Source organism: Jiangella alkaliphila (genome assembly GCF_900105925.1).
Taxonomy (GTDB): Bacteria; Actinomycetota; Actinomycetes; order Jiangellales; family Jiangellaceae; genus Jiangella; species Jiangella alkaliphila.
The window spans coordinates 2,559,038-2,575,242 of the sequence record NZ_LT629791.1 but is presented as its reverse complement, the minus strand read 5'-3'; the positions used below and the strand labels follow the sequence as shown (position 1 = coordinate 2,575,242).

General features: G+C 71.6%; 17 protein-coding genes. 10 read left to right on the top strand and 7 right to left on the bottom strand.

Annotation, left to right across the window (positions count from 1 at the left end):
- Nucleotides 1-371: 371 nt before the first annotated feature.
- A complete protein-coding gene (locus tag BLV05_RS12010; protein WP_046768506.1) occupies nt 372-1,712 on the bottom strand; it encodes a PhoH family protein in 1,341 nt (446 codons plus the stop codon).
- 259 nt (nt 1,713-1,971) lie between these two features.
- Nucleotides 1,972-2,466, bottom strand: coding sequence for a GbsR/MarR family transcriptional regulator (locus tag BLV05_RS12005; RefSeq protein ID WP_046768507.1), 495 nt, complete (start codon nt 2,464-2,466; stop codon nt 1,972-1,974).
- Nucleotides 2,467-2,706: 240 nt separating this feature from the next.
- On the opposite strand from BLV05_RS12005, the gene BLV05_RS12000 reads away from it, so the two are divergent.
- From BLV05_RS12000 to BLV05_RS11985, 4 genes are read left to right on the top strand one after another with little or no spacing between them, the layout of a single operon-like run.
- Complete coding sequence (locus BLV05_RS12000; protein ID WP_046768584.1) at nt 2,707-4,320, top strand: peptide ABC transporter substrate-binding protein; 1,614 nt, start codon at nt 2,707-2,709, stop codon at nt 4,318-4,320.
- 43 nt (nt 4,321-4,363) lie between these two features.
- Nucleotides 4,364-5,734, top strand: coding sequence for a M14 family zinc carboxypeptidase (locus tag BLV05_RS11995; RefSeq protein WP_046768508.1), 1,371 nt, complete (start codon nt 4,364-4,366; stop codon nt 5,732-5,734).
- A gap of 11 nt (nt 5,735-5,745) precedes the next feature.
- Entirely contained in the window at nt 5,746-6,672 is a 927-nt protein-coding gene (locus BLV05_RS11990; protein ID WP_046768509.1) for an ABC transporter permease, read from the top strand.
- Nucleotides 6,665-7,606 carry an ABC transporter permease gene (locus BLV05_RS11985; RefSeq protein ID WP_046768510.1) on the top strand — a complete coding sequence of 314 codons (942 nt, stop codon included), beginning with the start codon at nt 6,665-6,667 and terminating at the stop codon, nt 7,604-7,606. The genes BLV05_RS11990 and BLV05_RS11985 overlap by 8 nt, the downstream gene beginning before the upstream one ends.
- A gap of 49 nt (nt 7,607-7,655) precedes the next feature.
- Here BLV05_RS11985 and BLV05_RS11980 read toward each other — a convergent pair whose 3' ends face one another.
- A complete protein-coding gene (locus tag BLV05_RS11980) occupies nt 7,656-8,474 on the bottom strand; it encodes an NAD(P)H-binding protein (RefSeq protein ID WP_046768585.1) in 819 nt (272 codons plus the stop codon).
- A 102-nt stretch (nt 8,475-8,576) separates the two neighbouring features.
- Between BLV05_RS11980 and BLV05_RS11975 the strand changes: the two genes are divergently transcribed.
- The 4 genes from BLV05_RS11975 (at nt 8,577) to BLV05_RS35745 (ending at nt 11,098) form a co-directional block, all read left to right on the top strand.
- The gene (locus BLV05_RS11975) at nt 8,577-8,969 is read left to right on the top strand and encodes a VOC family protein (protein ID WP_046768511.1); all 393 of its coding nucleotides are present in this window, start codon (nt 8,577-8,579) and stop codon (nt 8,967-8,969) included.
- Nucleotides 8,966-10,054, top strand: a complete 1,089-nt coding sequence (locus tag BLV05_RS11970) for a sigma-70 family RNA polymerase sigma factor (RefSeq protein WP_082155189.1) — start codon at nt 8,966-8,968, stop codon at nt 10,052-10,054. Before BLV05_RS11975 ends, BLV05_RS11970 begins: the two co-directional genes overlap by 4 nt.
- Nucleotides 10,051-10,629 (top strand): TIGR03086 family metal-binding protein, encoded by a 579-nt coding sequence (locus BLV05_RS11965; RefSeq protein ID WP_046768512.1) that lies wholly within the window; start codon nt 10,051-10,053, stop codon nt 10,627-10,629. The genes BLV05_RS11970 and BLV05_RS11965 overlap by 4 nt, the downstream gene beginning before the upstream one ends.
- A gap of 139 nt (nt 10,630-10,768) precedes the next feature.
- A complete protein-coding gene (locus BLV05_RS35745; RefSeq protein WP_152690718.1) occupies nt 10,769-11,098 on the top strand; it encodes a hypothetical protein in 330 nt (109 codons plus the stop codon).
- A 10-nt stretch (nt 11,099-11,108) separates the two neighbouring features.
- On the opposite strand, the gene BLV05_RS11960 is transcribed toward BLV05_RS35745, so the two are convergent.
- On the bottom strand, nt 11,109-12,098 hold the full coding sequence (locus BLV05_RS11960; RefSeq protein WP_046768513.1) for a quinone oxidoreductase family protein: 990 nt from the start codon (nt 12,096-12,098) through the stop codon (nt 11,109-11,111).
- Nucleotides 12,099-12,201: 103 nt separating this feature from the next.
- Between BLV05_RS11960 and BLV05_RS11955 the strand changes: the two genes are divergently transcribed.
- Nucleotides 12,202-12,849, top strand: coding sequence for a TetR family transcriptional regulator (locus BLV05_RS11955; RefSeq protein ID WP_082155190.1), 648 nt, complete (start codon nt 12,202-12,204; stop codon nt 12,847-12,849).
- On the opposite strand, the gene BLV05_RS11950 is transcribed toward BLV05_RS11955, so the two are convergent.
- A complete protein-coding gene (locus BLV05_RS11950; protein WP_046768588.1) occupies nt 12,846-13,607 on the bottom strand; it encodes an isoprenyl transferase in 762 nt (253 codons plus the stop codon). The genes BLV05_RS11955 and BLV05_RS11950 overlap by 4 nt on opposite strands.
- Before the next feature lie 109 nt (nt 13,608-13,716).
- Between BLV05_RS11950 and trhA the strand changes: the two genes are divergently transcribed.
- Entirely contained in the window at nt 13,717-14,403 is a 687-nt protein-coding gene (trhA, locus tag BLV05_RS11945; RefSeq protein ID WP_046768589.1) for a PAQR family membrane homeostasis protein TrhA, read from the top strand.
- Nucleotides 14,404-14,433: 30 nt separating this feature from the next.
- Here trhA and BLV05_RS11940 read toward each other — a convergent pair whose 3' ends face one another.
- Nucleotides 14,434-14,961, bottom strand: a complete 528-nt coding sequence (locus BLV05_RS11940; protein WP_046768514.1) for a hypothetical protein — start codon at nt 14,959-14,961, stop codon at nt 14,434-14,436.
- A 47-nt stretch (nt 14,962-15,008) separates the two neighbouring features.
- Nucleotides 15,009-16,145, bottom strand: a complete 1,137-nt coding sequence (locus BLV05_RS11935; RefSeq protein WP_046768515.1) for a protein kinase family protein — start codon at nt 16,143-16,145, stop codon at nt 15,009-15,011.
- Nucleotides 16,146-16,205 lie beyond the last annotated feature (60 nt).

Genomic DNA, 16,205 nt, shown 5'->3' with positions numbered 1-16,205 from the left:
GAGCCGGCTGAATCGACGAGCCACCCCGTGAAGAGGGTGGCGAGGAGAGCGATCGATGCGACGAGGCCGAGTCCTGCGGCGACTCGGCGCAGACGTCTGCGTCTTCGATGCACGAGTGGGTGAACCTTCCTGTAGGGCCCCACCACATTGCAATGGAAACGTGATCGTTGCCAACTCCATCGCGTGTCACACGGCCCATCGTGACGCTCGGTGGCTAGGTAGGGACCCGGCACGCCGGCCGACGCGGACGCCGTCGCGCCCCGTCCGTCCCATGCGGCTGACCAGCGGCGACGCCCGCGCTACCGCACCGGCGGGTGCGGTAGCACGGGCGTCGCGGAAATAGCTGACGAATCAACGGAATGAGACTTCGCTCACCCGGGCATCCGCTCCAGCATCTCGGTGACCAGAGCGGCGATCGGCGAGCGCTCCGACCGGGTCAGCGTCACGTGCGCGAACAGCGGGTGCCCCTTGAGCTTCTCGGCCACCGCGACGACGCCGTCGTGCCGGCCCACGCGCAGGTTGTCGCGCTGCCCGACGTCGTGCGTCAGGACGACGCGCGAGTTGCTGCCGATGCGCGACAGCACCGTCAGCAGCACGTTGCGCTCCAGCGACTGCGCCTCGTCGACGATCACGAAGGAGTCGTGCAGCGACCGGCCACGGATGTGGGTGAGCGGCAGCACCTCGAGCATGCCCCGCTCGACCACCTCGTCGATGACGTCCTGCGTGGTCAGCGCGCCGAGCGTGTCGAAGACCGCCTGAGCCCAGGGGTTCATCTTCTCCGACTCGCTGCCCGGCAGGTAGCCGAGATCCTGCCCGCCGACCGCGTACAACGGCCGGAACACGACCACCTTCTTGTGCAGCCGGCGCTCCATGACCGCCTCGAGCCCGGCGCACAGCGCCAGCGCCGACTTGCCGGTGCCGGCCCGCCCGCCCAGCGAGACGATGCCGACCTCCTCGTCGAGCAGCAGGTCCAGCGCGATGCGCTGCTCGGCGGACCGGCCGTGCAGCCCGAACGCCTCACGATCGCCACGCACCAGCCGGATCCGCTTGTCCGCCGTCATGCGGCCCAGACCGCTGCCGCGCTCGCTGTGCAGCACCAGGCCGGTGTGGCAGGGCAGATCGCGCGCCTGCTCGAAGTCGGCCGACCCGTTCTCGTACAACTCGTCCAGCAGGCTGCCGGGCACCTCCAGCTCCGCCATGCCCGTCCAGCCCGACTCGACGACGGTCTCGGCGCGGTACTCCTCGGCGTGCAGGCCGACCGAGGACGCCTTGACCCGCATCGGCAGGTCCTTCGACACCAGCGTGACGTCGTTCCCCTCGGCGGCCAGGTTGCGGGCCACCGCCAGGATGCGGGAGTCGTTGTCGCCAAGCCGGAAACCGGCCGGCAGCACTTCGGGATCGGTGTGGTTCAGCTCCACCCGGACCGTGCCGTCGTCGTCACCCACTGGTATGGGATCGTCGAGGCGGCCGTGCTCCACCCGGAGCTCGTCGAGCAGCCGCAGTGCCGCCCGCGCGAAGTACCCCAGCTCTGGATGGTGGCGCTTGGCCTCGAGTTCGGTGATCACCACGATCGGCAGGACGACCTCGTGCTCCGCGAAGCGGAGGATCGCGTACGGGTCGGCCAGCAGCACGCTCGTATCGAGGACGTATGTGCGGCGAGCCGGCTCCTGCCGGATGGTGCGACGACGGGTCTGAGTCTTGGAAGCGGCCACGTCCGTCTCCCTCACGCCTGAGTGCACCCTGACGAATCAGGCGTCTGTGTCGCGCGGAGTGCCGGGACCGAGCCCACTGGGCCGGGTGCCGGCCCTCCGTTCGCGCCATGTGTCAGCACGTAGGACGGGCCTCCCGAGCGGCCGGCTACCCACCGTCCGCCACTACCAAGATTACTGCCAAGCATGATGCCGGCGATAGGACACGCCTGAACGGCCCGTGAACGATGTGTTTCGCCGGTGCGCGTCCTGCACGGTCGGGTCAGCGGGCGCTGTCGCGTTCGGCGTCGCGCTGGCGCTTATACGCCTCCCAATCGGCGGACATCTTCTGGTGGTAGGTCTCAAGCCACTCGAAGTAGGCGTACATATTCTCCATCCGCGTCCGGACCACGTCGTCCGGGGACTCCAGCGCGGCGAGCACCGACGTCGCCAGGCGGCGGCGGGTGGCGAACCACCGGTGTTCCGTTGCGAGGAAGGCGCCCCAGACATCCTCGTCCGCGCGGTAGAAGTGGCCACGCGAGCCTGGCACCGACACCCGGCGGATGAAGCCAGGCTCCGCAAGCGCCCGGGTCGCCGTCGAGATGGAGCCTGCGCTGGCGTTCAGCTCACGCATGAGCTCGGCAGTGGAGACCTGCGGAGTCGTGCTGAGCATGAGGTATCCCAGCACCCGGCCGTTCATCCGGCCTTGCCCCATCTCTTCGAAGAGCAGCCCGAGCTCCTCGACGAAGAACTCGAGCTTGGCCCGGTCGTCCGCCATGAAACCTCCTTTGGCCCACATGGTGGGCCATGACCACCGAGGTCCGCCAGTACGCGGCGCCGGTGGCGTCTGTGGCGTTCCGGGCATGTTCCGCCCTCGACACCAACGATTAAGTCTCAGTAACTTCTGAAAGTTCGATCAGAATATCTCTTGCTTGAAAGTTCAGCGTGTCACTAGATTCACCCACACTTCAAGTGAACGGGCACCCACACTGCCCGCGGCCCACCCCGAGAGGTGACCATGCGCACGTGGCAACGGCTCGCAGCACTCGCTGTCGGTGCTGCTCTCTTCACCGTCACCGCATGTGGCGGCGGCTCCGACGACGACAGCTCCAGCACGGGCGGCGACGGCGGCGAGAGCACCGGCGGCACGTTCTCCGTCGGCATCGACGAACCCGACTTCCTCATCCCGGGCCGAGCCCAGGGCGCGTTCGACGAGATGCACGCGCTCTTCTCCGGCCTGATCAAGTTCGGCGACCAGAGCGAGCCGCAGATGCTGCACGCGGAGTCGATCGAGAGTGACGACAACGTCGTCTGGACCATCGCGCTCAAGCCGGGCTGGACGTTCCACGACGGCACGCCGGTGACGGCGCAGAGCTACGCCGACGCGTGGAACGCGACCGCCTACGGGCCGAACGCCTGGTCCAACAACGCCCAGCTGTCCGGCATCGTCGGCTGGGCCGAACTGAACCCGGCCCAGGGCGAGCCGGCCACCGACACGCTGTCCGGCGTCGAGGTGGTCGACGAGAACACGCTGCGGGTCACGCTGGTCGCGGCCGACAGCCAGTTCCCCTACAAGCTCGGCCAGCCGGGCTTCTACCCGCTGCCCGCCGTCGCGTTCGAGGACTTCGACGCGTTCAACGAGGCGCCGATCGGCAACGGGCCGTACATGATGGACGGCACGTGGGAGCACGACGTCCAGCTGTCGGTGACGCGGTACGAGGACTACCAGGGCCCGCAGCCGAACGCCGACGGCATCACGTTCCGCATCTACAGCGACACCACCACGGCGTACACCGACGCCATCGGCGGCGCGGTCGACATCGTGTCGGTGCCGCAGGAGAAGTACAAGCAGGTCACCACCGACTTCCCGGACAGCTTCGTCGCGTTCAATGCGATCCGGCTGGACTGGCTGGGCTTCCCGCTGTGGGACCCGCGCTTCCAGGACCCGCGGCTGCGGCAGGCGGTCTCGATGGCGATCGACCGGGACGCCGTGAACGAGGCGATCTTCGGCGGCCTGTACACGCCGGCCACGTCGTATCACGGCCCGTCCGCGCCGGGCGGCGGCACCGAGGGCATGTGCGGCGAGTTCTGCGAGTTCGACCCCGACCGGGCCAAGGAGTTGCTGGCCGAGGCCGGCGGCTGGGAGGGCCCGATGGAGATCTGGTTCCCGGGCGGCGTCGGCTACGACCAGACGTTCGAGGCGCTGGCCAACCAGATCCGGCAGAACCTCGGCATCGAGGAGGTCGTCACGCAGAGCCAGCCGGGCTTCGTCCAGTTCCTCGACGCCCTGCGCACCGAGCAGGCCACCGGCCCGTTCCGCGGCGGCTGGGGCTCGCTGTACCCGAGCATGCAGAGCCAGCTGCGCTCGGTGTTCAGCACCACGGGTGACGCCCGCGAAGGCGCCGGCAAGTACAGCAACCCCGAGGTCGACGCGCTGATCGCGGAGGCCGACGCGGCGCCGTCGCTGGACGAGGCCACCGAGCTGTACAAGGCGGCCGAGCAGCGGATCATCGAGGACTTCCCGATCGTCCCGCTGTTCTACGCCAAGTACGTCTACGCGCACAGCAGCAACGTCTCCAACGTGATCATCGGCTTCGACCAGATCGAGCTCAACGAGGTCGTCGTCAACTGATCGCGGCACGCCGCGAACGTCAGCACGCAGAGAAGGGCAGAGAGTGACGATCCCGACGTCCCACCTGGTCGACGAGGCACTACGGGTGCAGCCGCAGGCCGACGCGTTCCCCACGGTCGACGAGTTGGCCGCCGCGCTGGAGCGCACGCACGCGGCCCACCCGGACGTGACGCGGGTTCGCCGGGTGGGCACGTCGCGGCTCGGTGAGCCGATCGAGGCGATCACGATCGGCTCCGCGGACCGGCACGCCGTCGTCTTCGGCGGCGTGCACCCGAACGAGCCGATCGGCAACATCACCGCGCTGCACCTGATCGAGCGGCTGACGTCCGACCGCGAGCTGCTGGACCGCATGGGCTACACCTGGCACGTCGTCCCGTGCATCGACCCCGACGGCATGCGGCTCAACGAGGGCTGGTTCCGCGGCCCGCTGACGAGGGCGGCGTACGGCCGGCGCTTCTACCGTCCGGCCCCGGACGAGCAGGTCGAGTGGACGTTCCCGTTCGAGTACAAGCGGGGCTACTTCGACCGGATGCTGCCGGAGACGGTCGCGCTGATGCGGCTGATCGACGACACCAAGCCGGCGTTCATGTGCTCGCTGCACAACGGCGAGTACGGCGGCGTCTACTACTACCTGTCCCGCCCGGAGCCCGAGCTCTACCCGCTGCTGCACGACATCGCCGCGGGCGTCGGGCTGCCGCTGGACACCGGCGAGCCGGAGGCGCCGTACGTCGAGCGATACGCGCCGGCGATCTTCGGGATGATCCGCACCGAGGACCAGTACGACTTCGTCGAGGCGGCCGGCCTGGACCCGACGGAGCGGCAGGCGGGCGACTCCAGCGCCGCGTACGCCGCCAAGTACGGCACGCTGACGCTGGTCACCGAGATGCCGTACTGGACCCACCCCGACGCCGACGACGACACCCTGCTCACCCGGACGTACGCGGACGTGCTGCGGGAGCAGGCCGAGGGGCTGCGCGACATCCACGTCCGGCTGGACCGCATCCTCGCCGCGGCCCGCCCCGACCTCACCGCGCAGTCGCCGTTCCTGCGCTCGTCCGAGGCGTTCGTCCCGATGCTGGCCAAGGCGGCGCTGCAGAGCGACCACCGGGCCGGCCACCCCGACTCGCAGCGGCCGGCGACGGTGTCGGAGCGGTTCGGCTGCCTCGACATGGTGCACATGTTCCGGCTGCGCTGGGGCGGGACCCTGCTGCGGGCGCTGGACGGCGAGCTGGCGATCGGCAACGGCACGCCGGTCATCCGCGAGCAGCGGGCCGCCATGGACGCGCTCTACGAGACCTGGGCCGCCGAAGCCACCGAAGTGACCCCCGCGCAGGCCATCCCGTACGGCAAGCTGGCGGCCGTGCAGTACGCCGCCATCATCGTCACCGCGGCCCACGCGGCGCGGCGCGGCTGAGGTCGTCAGGCATGGGCAAGTACGTCGTCGCGCGCCTGCTGCAGCTGGTGCTGGTGTTCTTCGGCGTCACCCTGCTCATCTACCTCGCGGTCTACGCGCTGCCAGGCGACCCGATCCGCGCTCTGGGCGGCGACCGGCAGCTGCCGGACAGCGTCGTCAACGCGCTGCGGGCCCAGTTCAACCTCGACGACCCGGTGCTGCTGCAGTACCTGAAGTACCTCGGGAACCTGTTCACCGGCGACCTCGGCACCGACTTCAACGGGCGCCCGGTGGCCGACCTCATGGGGCAGCGCTGGCCGGTCACGATCAAGCTCGCGCTGACGGCGTGGGTGATCCAGGTGGTCGTGGGCGTCGGGCTGGGCGTGCTGACGGCGCTGCGCAAGGGCACCTGGCTGGACCACACGGTGCTGTTCTTCACCGTCGCCGTCATCTCGGTCCCGGTGTTCGTGCTCGCGTACACCGCGCAGATCGTGTTCGGCGTCAGGCTCGGCATCGTGCCGGTGTCCGGCATCGACGACGGCTGGCCGGTGAGCTACCTGCTGCCGTCGATCATCCTGGCGATCTTCGGCCTGGCCTCGGTGGCCCGGCTGGTGCGCGCCAGCATGCTGGAGAACCTGCGCGCCGACTACGTCAAGACGGCGGTGGCGAAGGGCCTGAGCCGGCGCCGGGTCGTGGTGCGGCACGTGCTGCGGAACTCGCTGATCCCGGCCGTGACGTTCCTAGGCATCGACCTGGGCTACCTGCTCGGCGGCACGGTGATCATCGAGGGCGTGTTCAACCTGCCGGGCGTCGGCCAGCTGCTGTTCTCGTCCATCGCGTCGCAGCAGGGACCGGTCGTCGTCGGCGTCGCCACCGTCCTGGTCGTGATCTTCCTCCTGGCCAACCTCGTCGTGGACCTGCTCTACGGCGTGCTCGACCCGAGGATCCGTCATGAGTGACCCCACGTCCGCCATCACGACCGCCGAGCCGGCCTCGCCCGGCGGTGCCGACGCGCCGGCCGCCGGTGGTTCGGGCAGTTCGTCGACGCTGGTCGGCGACGCCTGGCGGGAGCTGCGCCGGCGCCCGCTGTTCATCATCGCGTCGCTGCTGGTGATCCTGCTCATGGTGATGGCGATCGCGCCGCAGCTGTTCGCCGGCTGGTTCGGCAACGGCGACCCGCGCGTGTGCGACCTGTCGCGCAGCATCGAGGGCCCGGCGTCCGGCCACCCGTTCGGCTTCGACAAGCAGGGCTGCGACGTCTACGCGAACGTCGTGCACGGCGCCAGGGCCTCGATCAGCGTCGGCGTGCTGGTGACAGCGTTGACGCTGGTGCTCGCGCTGGTGCTGGGCAGCCTGGCCGGGTTCTTCGGCCGGGTCGTGGACGCCGTCGTGTCGCGGTTCGCGGACGTGTTCTTCGGGTTCCCGTTCCTGCTCGGCGCGCTGGTCGTGCTGACGGCGTTCGAGGCGCGCAGCATCCTGGTGGTCGCGTTGGTGCTGGCCATGTTCCGCTGGCCGTCGATGACCCGGGTGATGCGCTCGAGCGTCATCCAGGTGCGCGACATGGATTACGTGCGCGCGTCGGTCGGGCTGGGCGGCAGCAAGGTGTGGCTGCTGCGCCGGCACGTGCTGCCGAACGCGATCACGCCGATCATGGTCATGGTGACGCTCGACATCGGCACGGTCATCGTCGTCGAGTCCACCCTCACCTTCCTCGGCGTCGGCCTGCAGGCGCCCGCGATCTCGTGGGGGCTGCAGCTGTCGAACGCGTCGACGGACTTCGCGGCCGCCCCGCACCTGCTGATCTTCCCGTCGCTGTTCCTGAGCTTGACGGTGCTCAGCTTCATCGTGCTCGGCGACCTCATCCGCGACGCCCTGGACCCGCGGCTGCGCTGAGCCGGGCGGACGACGCTCGGGTCTCGCGCAGCCGCGGCGCGGGCATGGCTCAGTCGCTCCACGCGCCGGCGGCGGCCGCACCGGCGGCGTACGTCTCGAACGACAGCGGCAGGCGGCCGGTGAGGCGGCGCACGTCGTCGCTGGGTTCGGCGTCGCCGGTCTCGGCGAGGGCGGTGAACGCGGCCGCGGCGCCCTCGGCCGCTTCGGGTGGCACGCCGATCGCCTGCTGCTGCGCGAGGTAGTCGTCGACGGTGCCCAGGTATCGCACCGGCCGCCCGGCCACCCGCGCGATGATCTCGACGGCCGCGGCGAACGACAGCGGCCGCGGGCCGGTGACGTCGTAGCGCCGGCCACCGTGACCCTCCGAGGTGAGCACCGCGGCGGCCGCGGCGGCGATGTCGCCCGCGTCGACGAAGGCCTGGCGGAGGTCGCCGAGCGGCAGCGCCAGCTCACCGGCCATGACAGCCCGCTGGAAGAAGCCCTCGTCGAAGTTCTGGTCGAACCAGTCGGCGCGCAGGATGGTCCAGTCGGCACCGGACCCGCGCACCGTCGCCTCGGCGGCGAGCAACCGCTCGTCGCCCATGGCCTCGATGCCACGGCTGGACAGCAGCACGACGCGGCGCACGCCGGACTCCACCGCCAGCTCGACGAACGCGGGCTCGACCGCGATGCCGTCGGGCGCCATGAGGAACAGCCGATCGGCACCGGCCAGCGCCGGCTCCCACGTCGGCGGCGCGGACCAGTCGAAGCGCACGTCGCCGTGGCGTGACGCCGCCCGCACCGGCGCGCCGGCGTCGCGCAGCCGGGCGACCAGCCGCCGCCCCACGGTGCCGGTGCCACCCAGGACCAGGATCGCTCGCTCGTTCATGATCACAGTCAAGCAGCGGGCACCGACAAGGTCGGCCGCGATGACTTTCCGCGCCGCCGGCGGTCTACCCGAATACGAGACCCGCACGACAAGGAGACCCCCATGAGTGGCGCCACCCTCGCGAGCATCCTGCTGTCCAGCACCGACCCGGACCGCCTGGCCACGTGGTACGCCGCGGCGCTCGCCCCGGCCGACGACGCGCGCGTCGGCGACTACCGCATCCTGCGCTACGGCGACTTCCACCTGATGATCGACCGGCGCGACGACGTCGGGCCGGCCAACCCGGAGCCGGGCCGGGTGATCCTCAACTTCGACGTCGAGGACGCCCGCTCCGTGGCCGGGCGGCTGGACGAGATGAGCGTGCGCTGGCTGGCCCCGCTGGAGGACCGCGACGGCAGTCTGTTCGCCACCGCGATCGACCCGGACGGCAACTACGTCCAGATCATCCAGATCAGCCCCGAGCACCAAGCCCAGATGGCCGCGAACCGCGCATGACGGCAGCGCTCACCGCGCTCCCGTCCATCGCCGACGATCGCCGGCCGGTCCCGTCGGCGGCGTATCGTCGGCAGGTGACGAGGGAGGCGACGGTGCACACCACGACCGACGAGAGCACGGGCGACTTCCAGCAGCTCGCCCAGCCGTACCGGCGCGAGCTGCTGGCGCACTGCTACCGCATGCTCGGGTCGGTCCACGACGCCGAGGACCTGGTGCAGGAGACGTACCTGCGCGCCTGGCGGGCCTACGACCGGTTCGAGGACCGCTCGTCGTTGCGCACCTGGCTGTACCGCATCGCGACCAACGCCTGCCTCACGGCGCTGGAGAGCCGCAACCGCCGGCCGATGCCGACCGGGCTGGGCGGTCCGAGCACCGAGCCGAGTGGCGACCTGCTCGAACGGTCCGAGGTGCCGTGGCTGGAGCCGCTGCCCGACGTCGCGATCGGGGCCGGCAGCACCGACGGCGCCGACCCCGCCGCCGTCGTCACCTCGCGCGAGAGCGTCCGGCTGGCGCTGATCGCGGCGCTGCAGCACCTGCCGCCGCGGCAGCGTGCCGTGCTCGTCCTGCGCGACGTGCTCAGGTGGAAGGCCGCGGAGGTCGCCGACCTGCTCGAGACGTCGACCGCTGCGGTCAACAGCATGCTGCAACGGGCGCACGCCCAGCTGGGCAAGGTCGCGCCGTCCGAGGACGACGCCGTCGAGCCGCTGCCGCCGGAGCACGAGGACCTGCTGGCGCGATACGTCACCGCGTTCGAGGCCTACGACATCGACGCGCTGGTCCGGGTGCTCACCGCCGACGCGGCCTGGGAGATGCCGCCGTTCGCCGCCTGGTTCGTCGGCCCGGCCGACATCCGCGAGCTGATCCTCGTCCAGTGCCCGATGAAGCGCGCCGGCGACCTGCGCATCGTCCGCACGTCCGCCAACGGCCAGCCTGCGCTGGCGCAGTACCTGCGCGACGACGAGGGCGTCTATCGTCCGTTCGCGGTCCAGGTCGTGTCGATCGGTGCGGCCGGCATCACGCACGTGGCGCAGTTCTTCGACGTCGGCCTGTTCCCGGCGTTCGGGCTGCCGGACGTCCTGCCATGACCGAGCCGCCGGCCGACGCGCCCGAGCTGCTCGAACGGGCGCTCGCCTACACGACGGTCAGCCTCGGGCTGGTCCGGCCGGCGCTGCTGTCGCGGCCCACGCCGTGCGCGGGCTGGGACCTGCGCGCGCTGCTGCGGCACATGAACGACTCGCTGCTGGCGCTGCTGGAGGCCACGGGGGCCGGCCGGGTCGCCGCGCCGCGCGCCGGCGACGCCGCGGCGGAGGCCGATCCGGTCGGCACGCTGCGGCACCGCGCCTGTCGACTGCTCGCCCGGTGCGCCGCCGGCGCCGGGCCGGACATCGTCGCGGTCGGGGACCGGTGGCTCGCCGCCCGCGCGGTCGCCGCGGCCGGAGCGCTGGAGATCGCCGTGCACGGCTGGGACGTCGCCCGCGCCTGCGGCGCCGACCGGCCGCTGCCGCCGCCGTTCGCGCTGCGCCTGCTAGGGGTGTCGAACCTGCTGGTCGACGACGCTGACCGGCCGGTGCGGTTCGCGCCGCCGCTGCCCGGGCACGACGCCGACGAGGCCGGCGTGCGGCTGCTCGCCTTCCTCGGCCGCGACGCGCTGGCCGCTTAGATGAATGAATCCGGTTCTTGGTGTGGTCGGCGGCAGTGCGCGCCAGGAAGTGGGGCACGCACTCGGTGAGAACCATGATCATGGCGCGCTTTGTGTCGCCAGGGCAGCAACAACAGCGCCATGATCATGGTCCTCATGGGTGGTAGAGGTGATGTTCGCCGTACCTCACTGCGTGAGTTCGCTGCGTTGGGTGGGGTGGATCACTGTTGCTCTGGCGACAGCGACGCCGCCCGGCAAGCACAGCGATCCCCAAGCGATTTCACCGAGTGATCTCATCCAATGGCTCGACGCGGGTGGGCGCACTGTCGACGCGGTCGTGATCAATGTGAGATCGCCGCGGAAACGATGCGGCATCACGGTGGCGGACACGACAGTGTTCTCACATCGATCGCGCAGCGATCCCACATCGTTGCGCCGAGCCGGCGTGCGGCTGCTCGCCTTCCTCGGCCGCGACGCGCTGGCCGCCTAGAACGGCGTGGTCACGGCTCCGGCGTGAGGACGATCCGCCCGTCGACGGCGCGGCTCTCCATCCGCTCGTGCGCGCGGGCGGCGGCGCTGAACGGGAGCACGTCGACGTCCACCTGGCCCAGCCCGGCGGCGACGACGTCCAGCGCGGCCTCGAGCGCGGGGCGGACCCCCTGCGGGTGGGCCGGCAGGTAGGCACCGGCGTTGAACCCGGCGATGGTGACGCTGCCCAGCCAGAGCTGGTTGCTCGCGACCTGGTGGTCCCAGTCGCCGCTGGCGTTGCCCGCCGCCAGGAGACGGCCGCCCGGCGGCATCAGATCCAAGCTCTGGCTCCGGACCGCCCCGCCGACCGGGTCGATGACCACGTCGAACCTCTCGTCGCCCAGAGCGTCCGGCAGCTCGGCGGAGTCGACGATCAGGTCGTACGGCAGCTTGGTGGCGGCGGCCGCGGCCAGCCTGCTCGCCCGGACCGTCCCCACCACCCGCGACGCGCCCAGCCGCTTGGCCATGCCGGGGAAGGCGGCGGAGAAGCCGCCCAGGGCACCGTGGACCAGCACGGACTCGCCCTCGGACAGGTGCACCACCCGGGTGAGAGCGACGTGCGCCATCGCCGCGTTGGGGACGACCGAGACGGCGAGGGCGGGGTCGAGGTCGTGGCCCTCGGTCGAGACGACGACGGAGGCCGGCGCGACGAACACCGACGCATAGCCGCCGGTCCCGCCGCCCGCCGACATCGAGACGACCCGCTCGCCGACGGCGAGTCCGGTCACGCCGGCACCGAGTGCGCGCACCGTGCCGGCGACCTCGAGGCCCGGGATGAACGGCGGCTGCGGCATGCCGGGCCGGTCCTTGTACCGCCCCTGCCGGAAGAACAGGTCGATGAGGCCGACGGCGGCGTGCGTCACGTCGATCGCGACCTGGCCCGGCCCTGGCGCCGGATCCGGCAGGTCGACGACCGTCAGTACGGCCGGGTCTCCGAATCGGGTGGCCTGGACAGCCTTCATGAGGTGCTCCCCTGCTTCGCTTTACGCATCACGTGATGCGTTAACTCGACGCTAGCACGCGCTCACGCCGTAGCGCACCCCATGACGCGTTAAGCTCCGCCACATGCGCGAGCGAGCCAGGTCGACCGAGGACAAGCGGCAACGCTCCGCGGACCTGCTCGACGCCGCCGAGTCGCTGGCCCTCGAACAGGGCGGCGTGCGGTTCGTGACGGTGGCCGCTGTCACCGAGCGCGCGGGGCTGCACCGGACGGGCGCGCGCCGGTACTACGCCAGCAAGGAGGAACTGCTGCTCGAGCTGGCCGAGCGGGGCTGGAACCGGTGGCGCGACGCGATCGGCGCCGCGGCCGGCGACCGGACCGGCCTGGGACCGGCCGACGTCGCGGCGGTCATCGTCGACACGATCGCCACCCTCCCGGTCTTCTGCGACCTGCTCTCCCATGTCGCGATGAGCCTCGAGGGCGACGTCGACCTCGAGCGCGCTCGCCGCTACAAGACGAACGCCTTCGCCGCGCACGACGAGATCGTCGGCACGCTCGATCGCGCCAGCACCATGACCGCCGGCCAGCTCCAGGGGCTGATGGCCGCGACGATCGCGCTCGCGGCGAGCTTCTGGCAGGTGTCGCACCCGACGCCCACCCTGGCGCGGCTGTACGAGGAGGTGCCGCGCTGGGGGCACGTCGCCCTCGACTTCGAACCCAAGCTCAGGCGGCTGCTCCAGGCGACGGCGACGGGCCTGGCTGCGGCGGTCTAGCGGCCGTAACGGCGTTCGCGCTCGCTGTAGGACCGCAGCGCGCGGAGGAAGTCGACCCGGCGGAAGTCGGGCCAGAGCGCCTCACAGAAGTAGAACTCGGAGTTCGCGCTCTGCCACAGCATGAACCCGGACAGCCGCTGCTCGCCGCTGGCCCTGATGACGAGGTCGGGGTCGGGCTGGCCCTTGGTGTAGAGGTGCTCGGCGATGCCCTCGACGGTGACCACCTCGGCCACCTCCTCGAGCGAGGCGCCCTTCGCGGCGTGCTCGTGCAGCAGCGCGCGGACGGCGTCGGCGATCTCGCGCCGGCCGCCGTATCCGACCGCGACGTTGACGTGCATGCCGTCGAGGTCGCGGGTGCGGTCGGCCGCCTCCTTGATGACCGTGGCGGTGCGCGGCGGCAGCAGGTCGAGCGCGCCCATCGGGTACACGCGCCAGCGCCCAGAGGCGGCGATGTCCTGGATGAGGCTCTCGATGATCCCGAGCAGCGGAACGAGCTCGTCCTCGGGCCGGTTGAGGTTGTCCGTCGACAGCATCCAGAGCGTCACGACGTTGACATCGAGCTCGTCGCACCAGCCGAGGAACTCACGGGCCTTCTCGGCACCGGCCTGGTGGCCGCTCGACGTGGGTGCGCTGAGCGCGCGCGCCCAGCGGCGGTTGCCGTCCATGAGCACCGCGACGTGCTGCGGCAGGCGGCCGCGGTCGAGGTGCCGCTGGATGCGCTTCTCGTAGATGCGGTAAGGGAGGTCGGACAGACCCATCGACCGAGACACCTCCAGCATCGTGGCCGTTCGCCGAACGTCTTTCTCCCCGCCAGAGAGTACTCTCCTGCGCCGCATGTGCGGTGAATTCCCAGGTACGGTGGGGTTCATGACGTTCGACGAGCAGGTGCGCGACGCCGTCGCCGCGGTGAAGCCGCGGCTGCGTGGCTGGCTGCACGCCGGCACGTTCCCCGTCGCGGTGCTGGCCGGCTTGGCGCTGGTCATCGTCGCGCCGACCACGCAGGTGCGGGTCAGTGCGTCCATCTACACCTTCACCGCCGCGCTGCTGTTCGGCATCAGCGGCGTCTACCACCGCGGCCGCTGGTCACCGCGGGTGCACGCGGTGCTGCGCCGGTTCGACCACGCCAACATCTTCCTGATCATCGCCGGCACGTACACGCCGTTCACGCTGCTCGTCCTGCCGCCGAGCCAGGGGACGGTGCTGCTCTGGCTGGTGTGGGCGGGCGCGCTGCTCGGTGTGGCGTTCCGGGTGTTCTGGGACGGTGCGCCGCGCTGGCTGTACGTGCCCATCTACGTGGCGCTCGGCTGGGCCGCCGTGTTCTGGCTGCCGTCGTTCGCCTCGCACGGCGGGGCCGCTGTCGCCACGCTGATCATCGTCGGCGGGCTCATGTACACGCTGGGCGCGGTCGTCTACGGCACGAAGCGGCCGAACCCGTCGCCGCGCTGGTTCGGCTTCCACGAGGTGTTCCACGCGTTCACGCTGGCCGGCTTCATCAGCCACCACGTCGGCATCTGGCTCGCCGCCTTCGGCGTGGGCGCCGTCGCCGCCACCTGACCGACGGCGGCCGGCCGGCCGGCCGGCCGATCATGCGGCGGTGGTCGGGCCGGTGGCGCGGACCTCCTCGACGTGGGTCAGCGCCTCGCGCAGGTCGGCCAGCCAGGTGTCGGCGTTCTTCGCGACCAGCTTGACGCACCAGGCCAGCGCCTCGGATCGGGATCGCGCCACCCCGGCGTCGACCAGGGTGTCGAGGACCTGACGCTCCGGCTGGCGCAGCCGGGTCATGACGGGTGCGGCCAGCCGGGTGAACAGGTCGCGCCGGTCGCCGCAGTCGATGCCCCAGGCGACCTTGCGGCCGCTGCGGTGCTCCAGCTCGCGGGCGATCTCGATGCGCCGCTCGCGGGTGCTCTCACGGAACGCGCTGACGCGGCCGGCCAGCGCCGCGTCGCGCTCGACGTCGGAGACGTCCTCGGTGTTCGGGGCCGGGATGCGGCCGACGACGGTGATCTCCTCACGATCGACGGTCACCTCGACCGAGCCCTCGAACCAGTCGTCCGGCAGCCGGCCGGTGAGCCAGCCCCGGATCCGCTCGACGGTGTCTGTGTCGCTACTCATGTTGCGATGATTACAGAATTACACAGCAACGGACCAGGGCTGTCCGCTCACGGCGTAGCAGCGGCCAGCAGCGCCCGCGACAACCCGCGCCAGCGCGGCTGGAACGCGTACTCCCCGGCGAGCCGGAGCCGCGCCGCCCGCTCGTACGCCGGCACCCGGGCCAGCGTCGCCTCGTCCGGTCGCAGCCCGGCCAGCACCGCCGTCCGCGCCGTCCTCGCCCGCGACGGGGTCAGCTCGCCCTGGGCGACCCGCAGCTCGAGGCCGACCAGCAGGGACGCGAAGCCGCGGGCCAGTTCGCCGACGGTGACCGTCTCGAGCCCGAACAGGCCGATGCCACCGTCAGGCCCGGCCACGACCTGCGCGTCGGTGAGGTCCGGGCACCCGAGCCCGGCCGGCCCAGGAGCACCGGACCGCAGGTCGGCCAGCAGAGACGCCACGTCGACCGGCGGCAGCAGCCCGTACTCCGCGGCCGGGCCGAGCCAGCGCGCCACGAGCGTCACCTCGGCCACGGCGTCGTGCTGGCCGGCGCCGCTCAGCACGGGTACCCGGGGCGCGTCGTGCAGCAGGCGCAGTGCCGAGCCGACCCGTTGCCACGCCGCCGCCAGCTCGCCGGCGCCCACGGACCGATCCGCGCCCAGGGCGGCCAACGTCGGCCCGGGCAGCTCGGACAGCACCAGGACGCCGTCGCCGAGCGGCCAGTCCTGCACCGCCGGCACGGTCGCCGTGCCGTGCAGAAGGGCGGCCAGCCCAGCGAGCCGGCGGCCGAGGTCGGCGTCGAGGCCGGGCCGGACCACCGTCGCGTAGTAGGTGTCGCCGTCGCCGGTGAGCCGCACGACCGCCCGCTGCTCCGGCCGGTGCGCCAGCAGCCGGCTGCCCGGCCACGACACCAGCCCGGCCAGCGCGGTGAGCCGCCGGTCGGCGCCGTCGGGATGCAGCACGATCCCGTGTCGGGGCACGTCCAGTGCGCCGCGGGTCGCCGCGAACACCTCGGCCCGCCGGATGGCGTCGGCGAACCACTGCCCCGCCAGCCGCTGGCCGTCCGGCGTCTCCAGCTCCAGCAGCACGTGCCAGTCGTCGTGCGGCCAGGCGCGGCGCAGGGCGAGCTCGGCGCCGGTGCCGGGATGGGTCAGCCGGTCCGGGTGCCTGACCCGGTCGGCCGGGCGGGCGTGGTACGGATGCCTCACACCGGCACCGCCGTGATCCGCTTCATCCGGCCCACGCTCCCCGCCGGCCGTGGCGTCCGG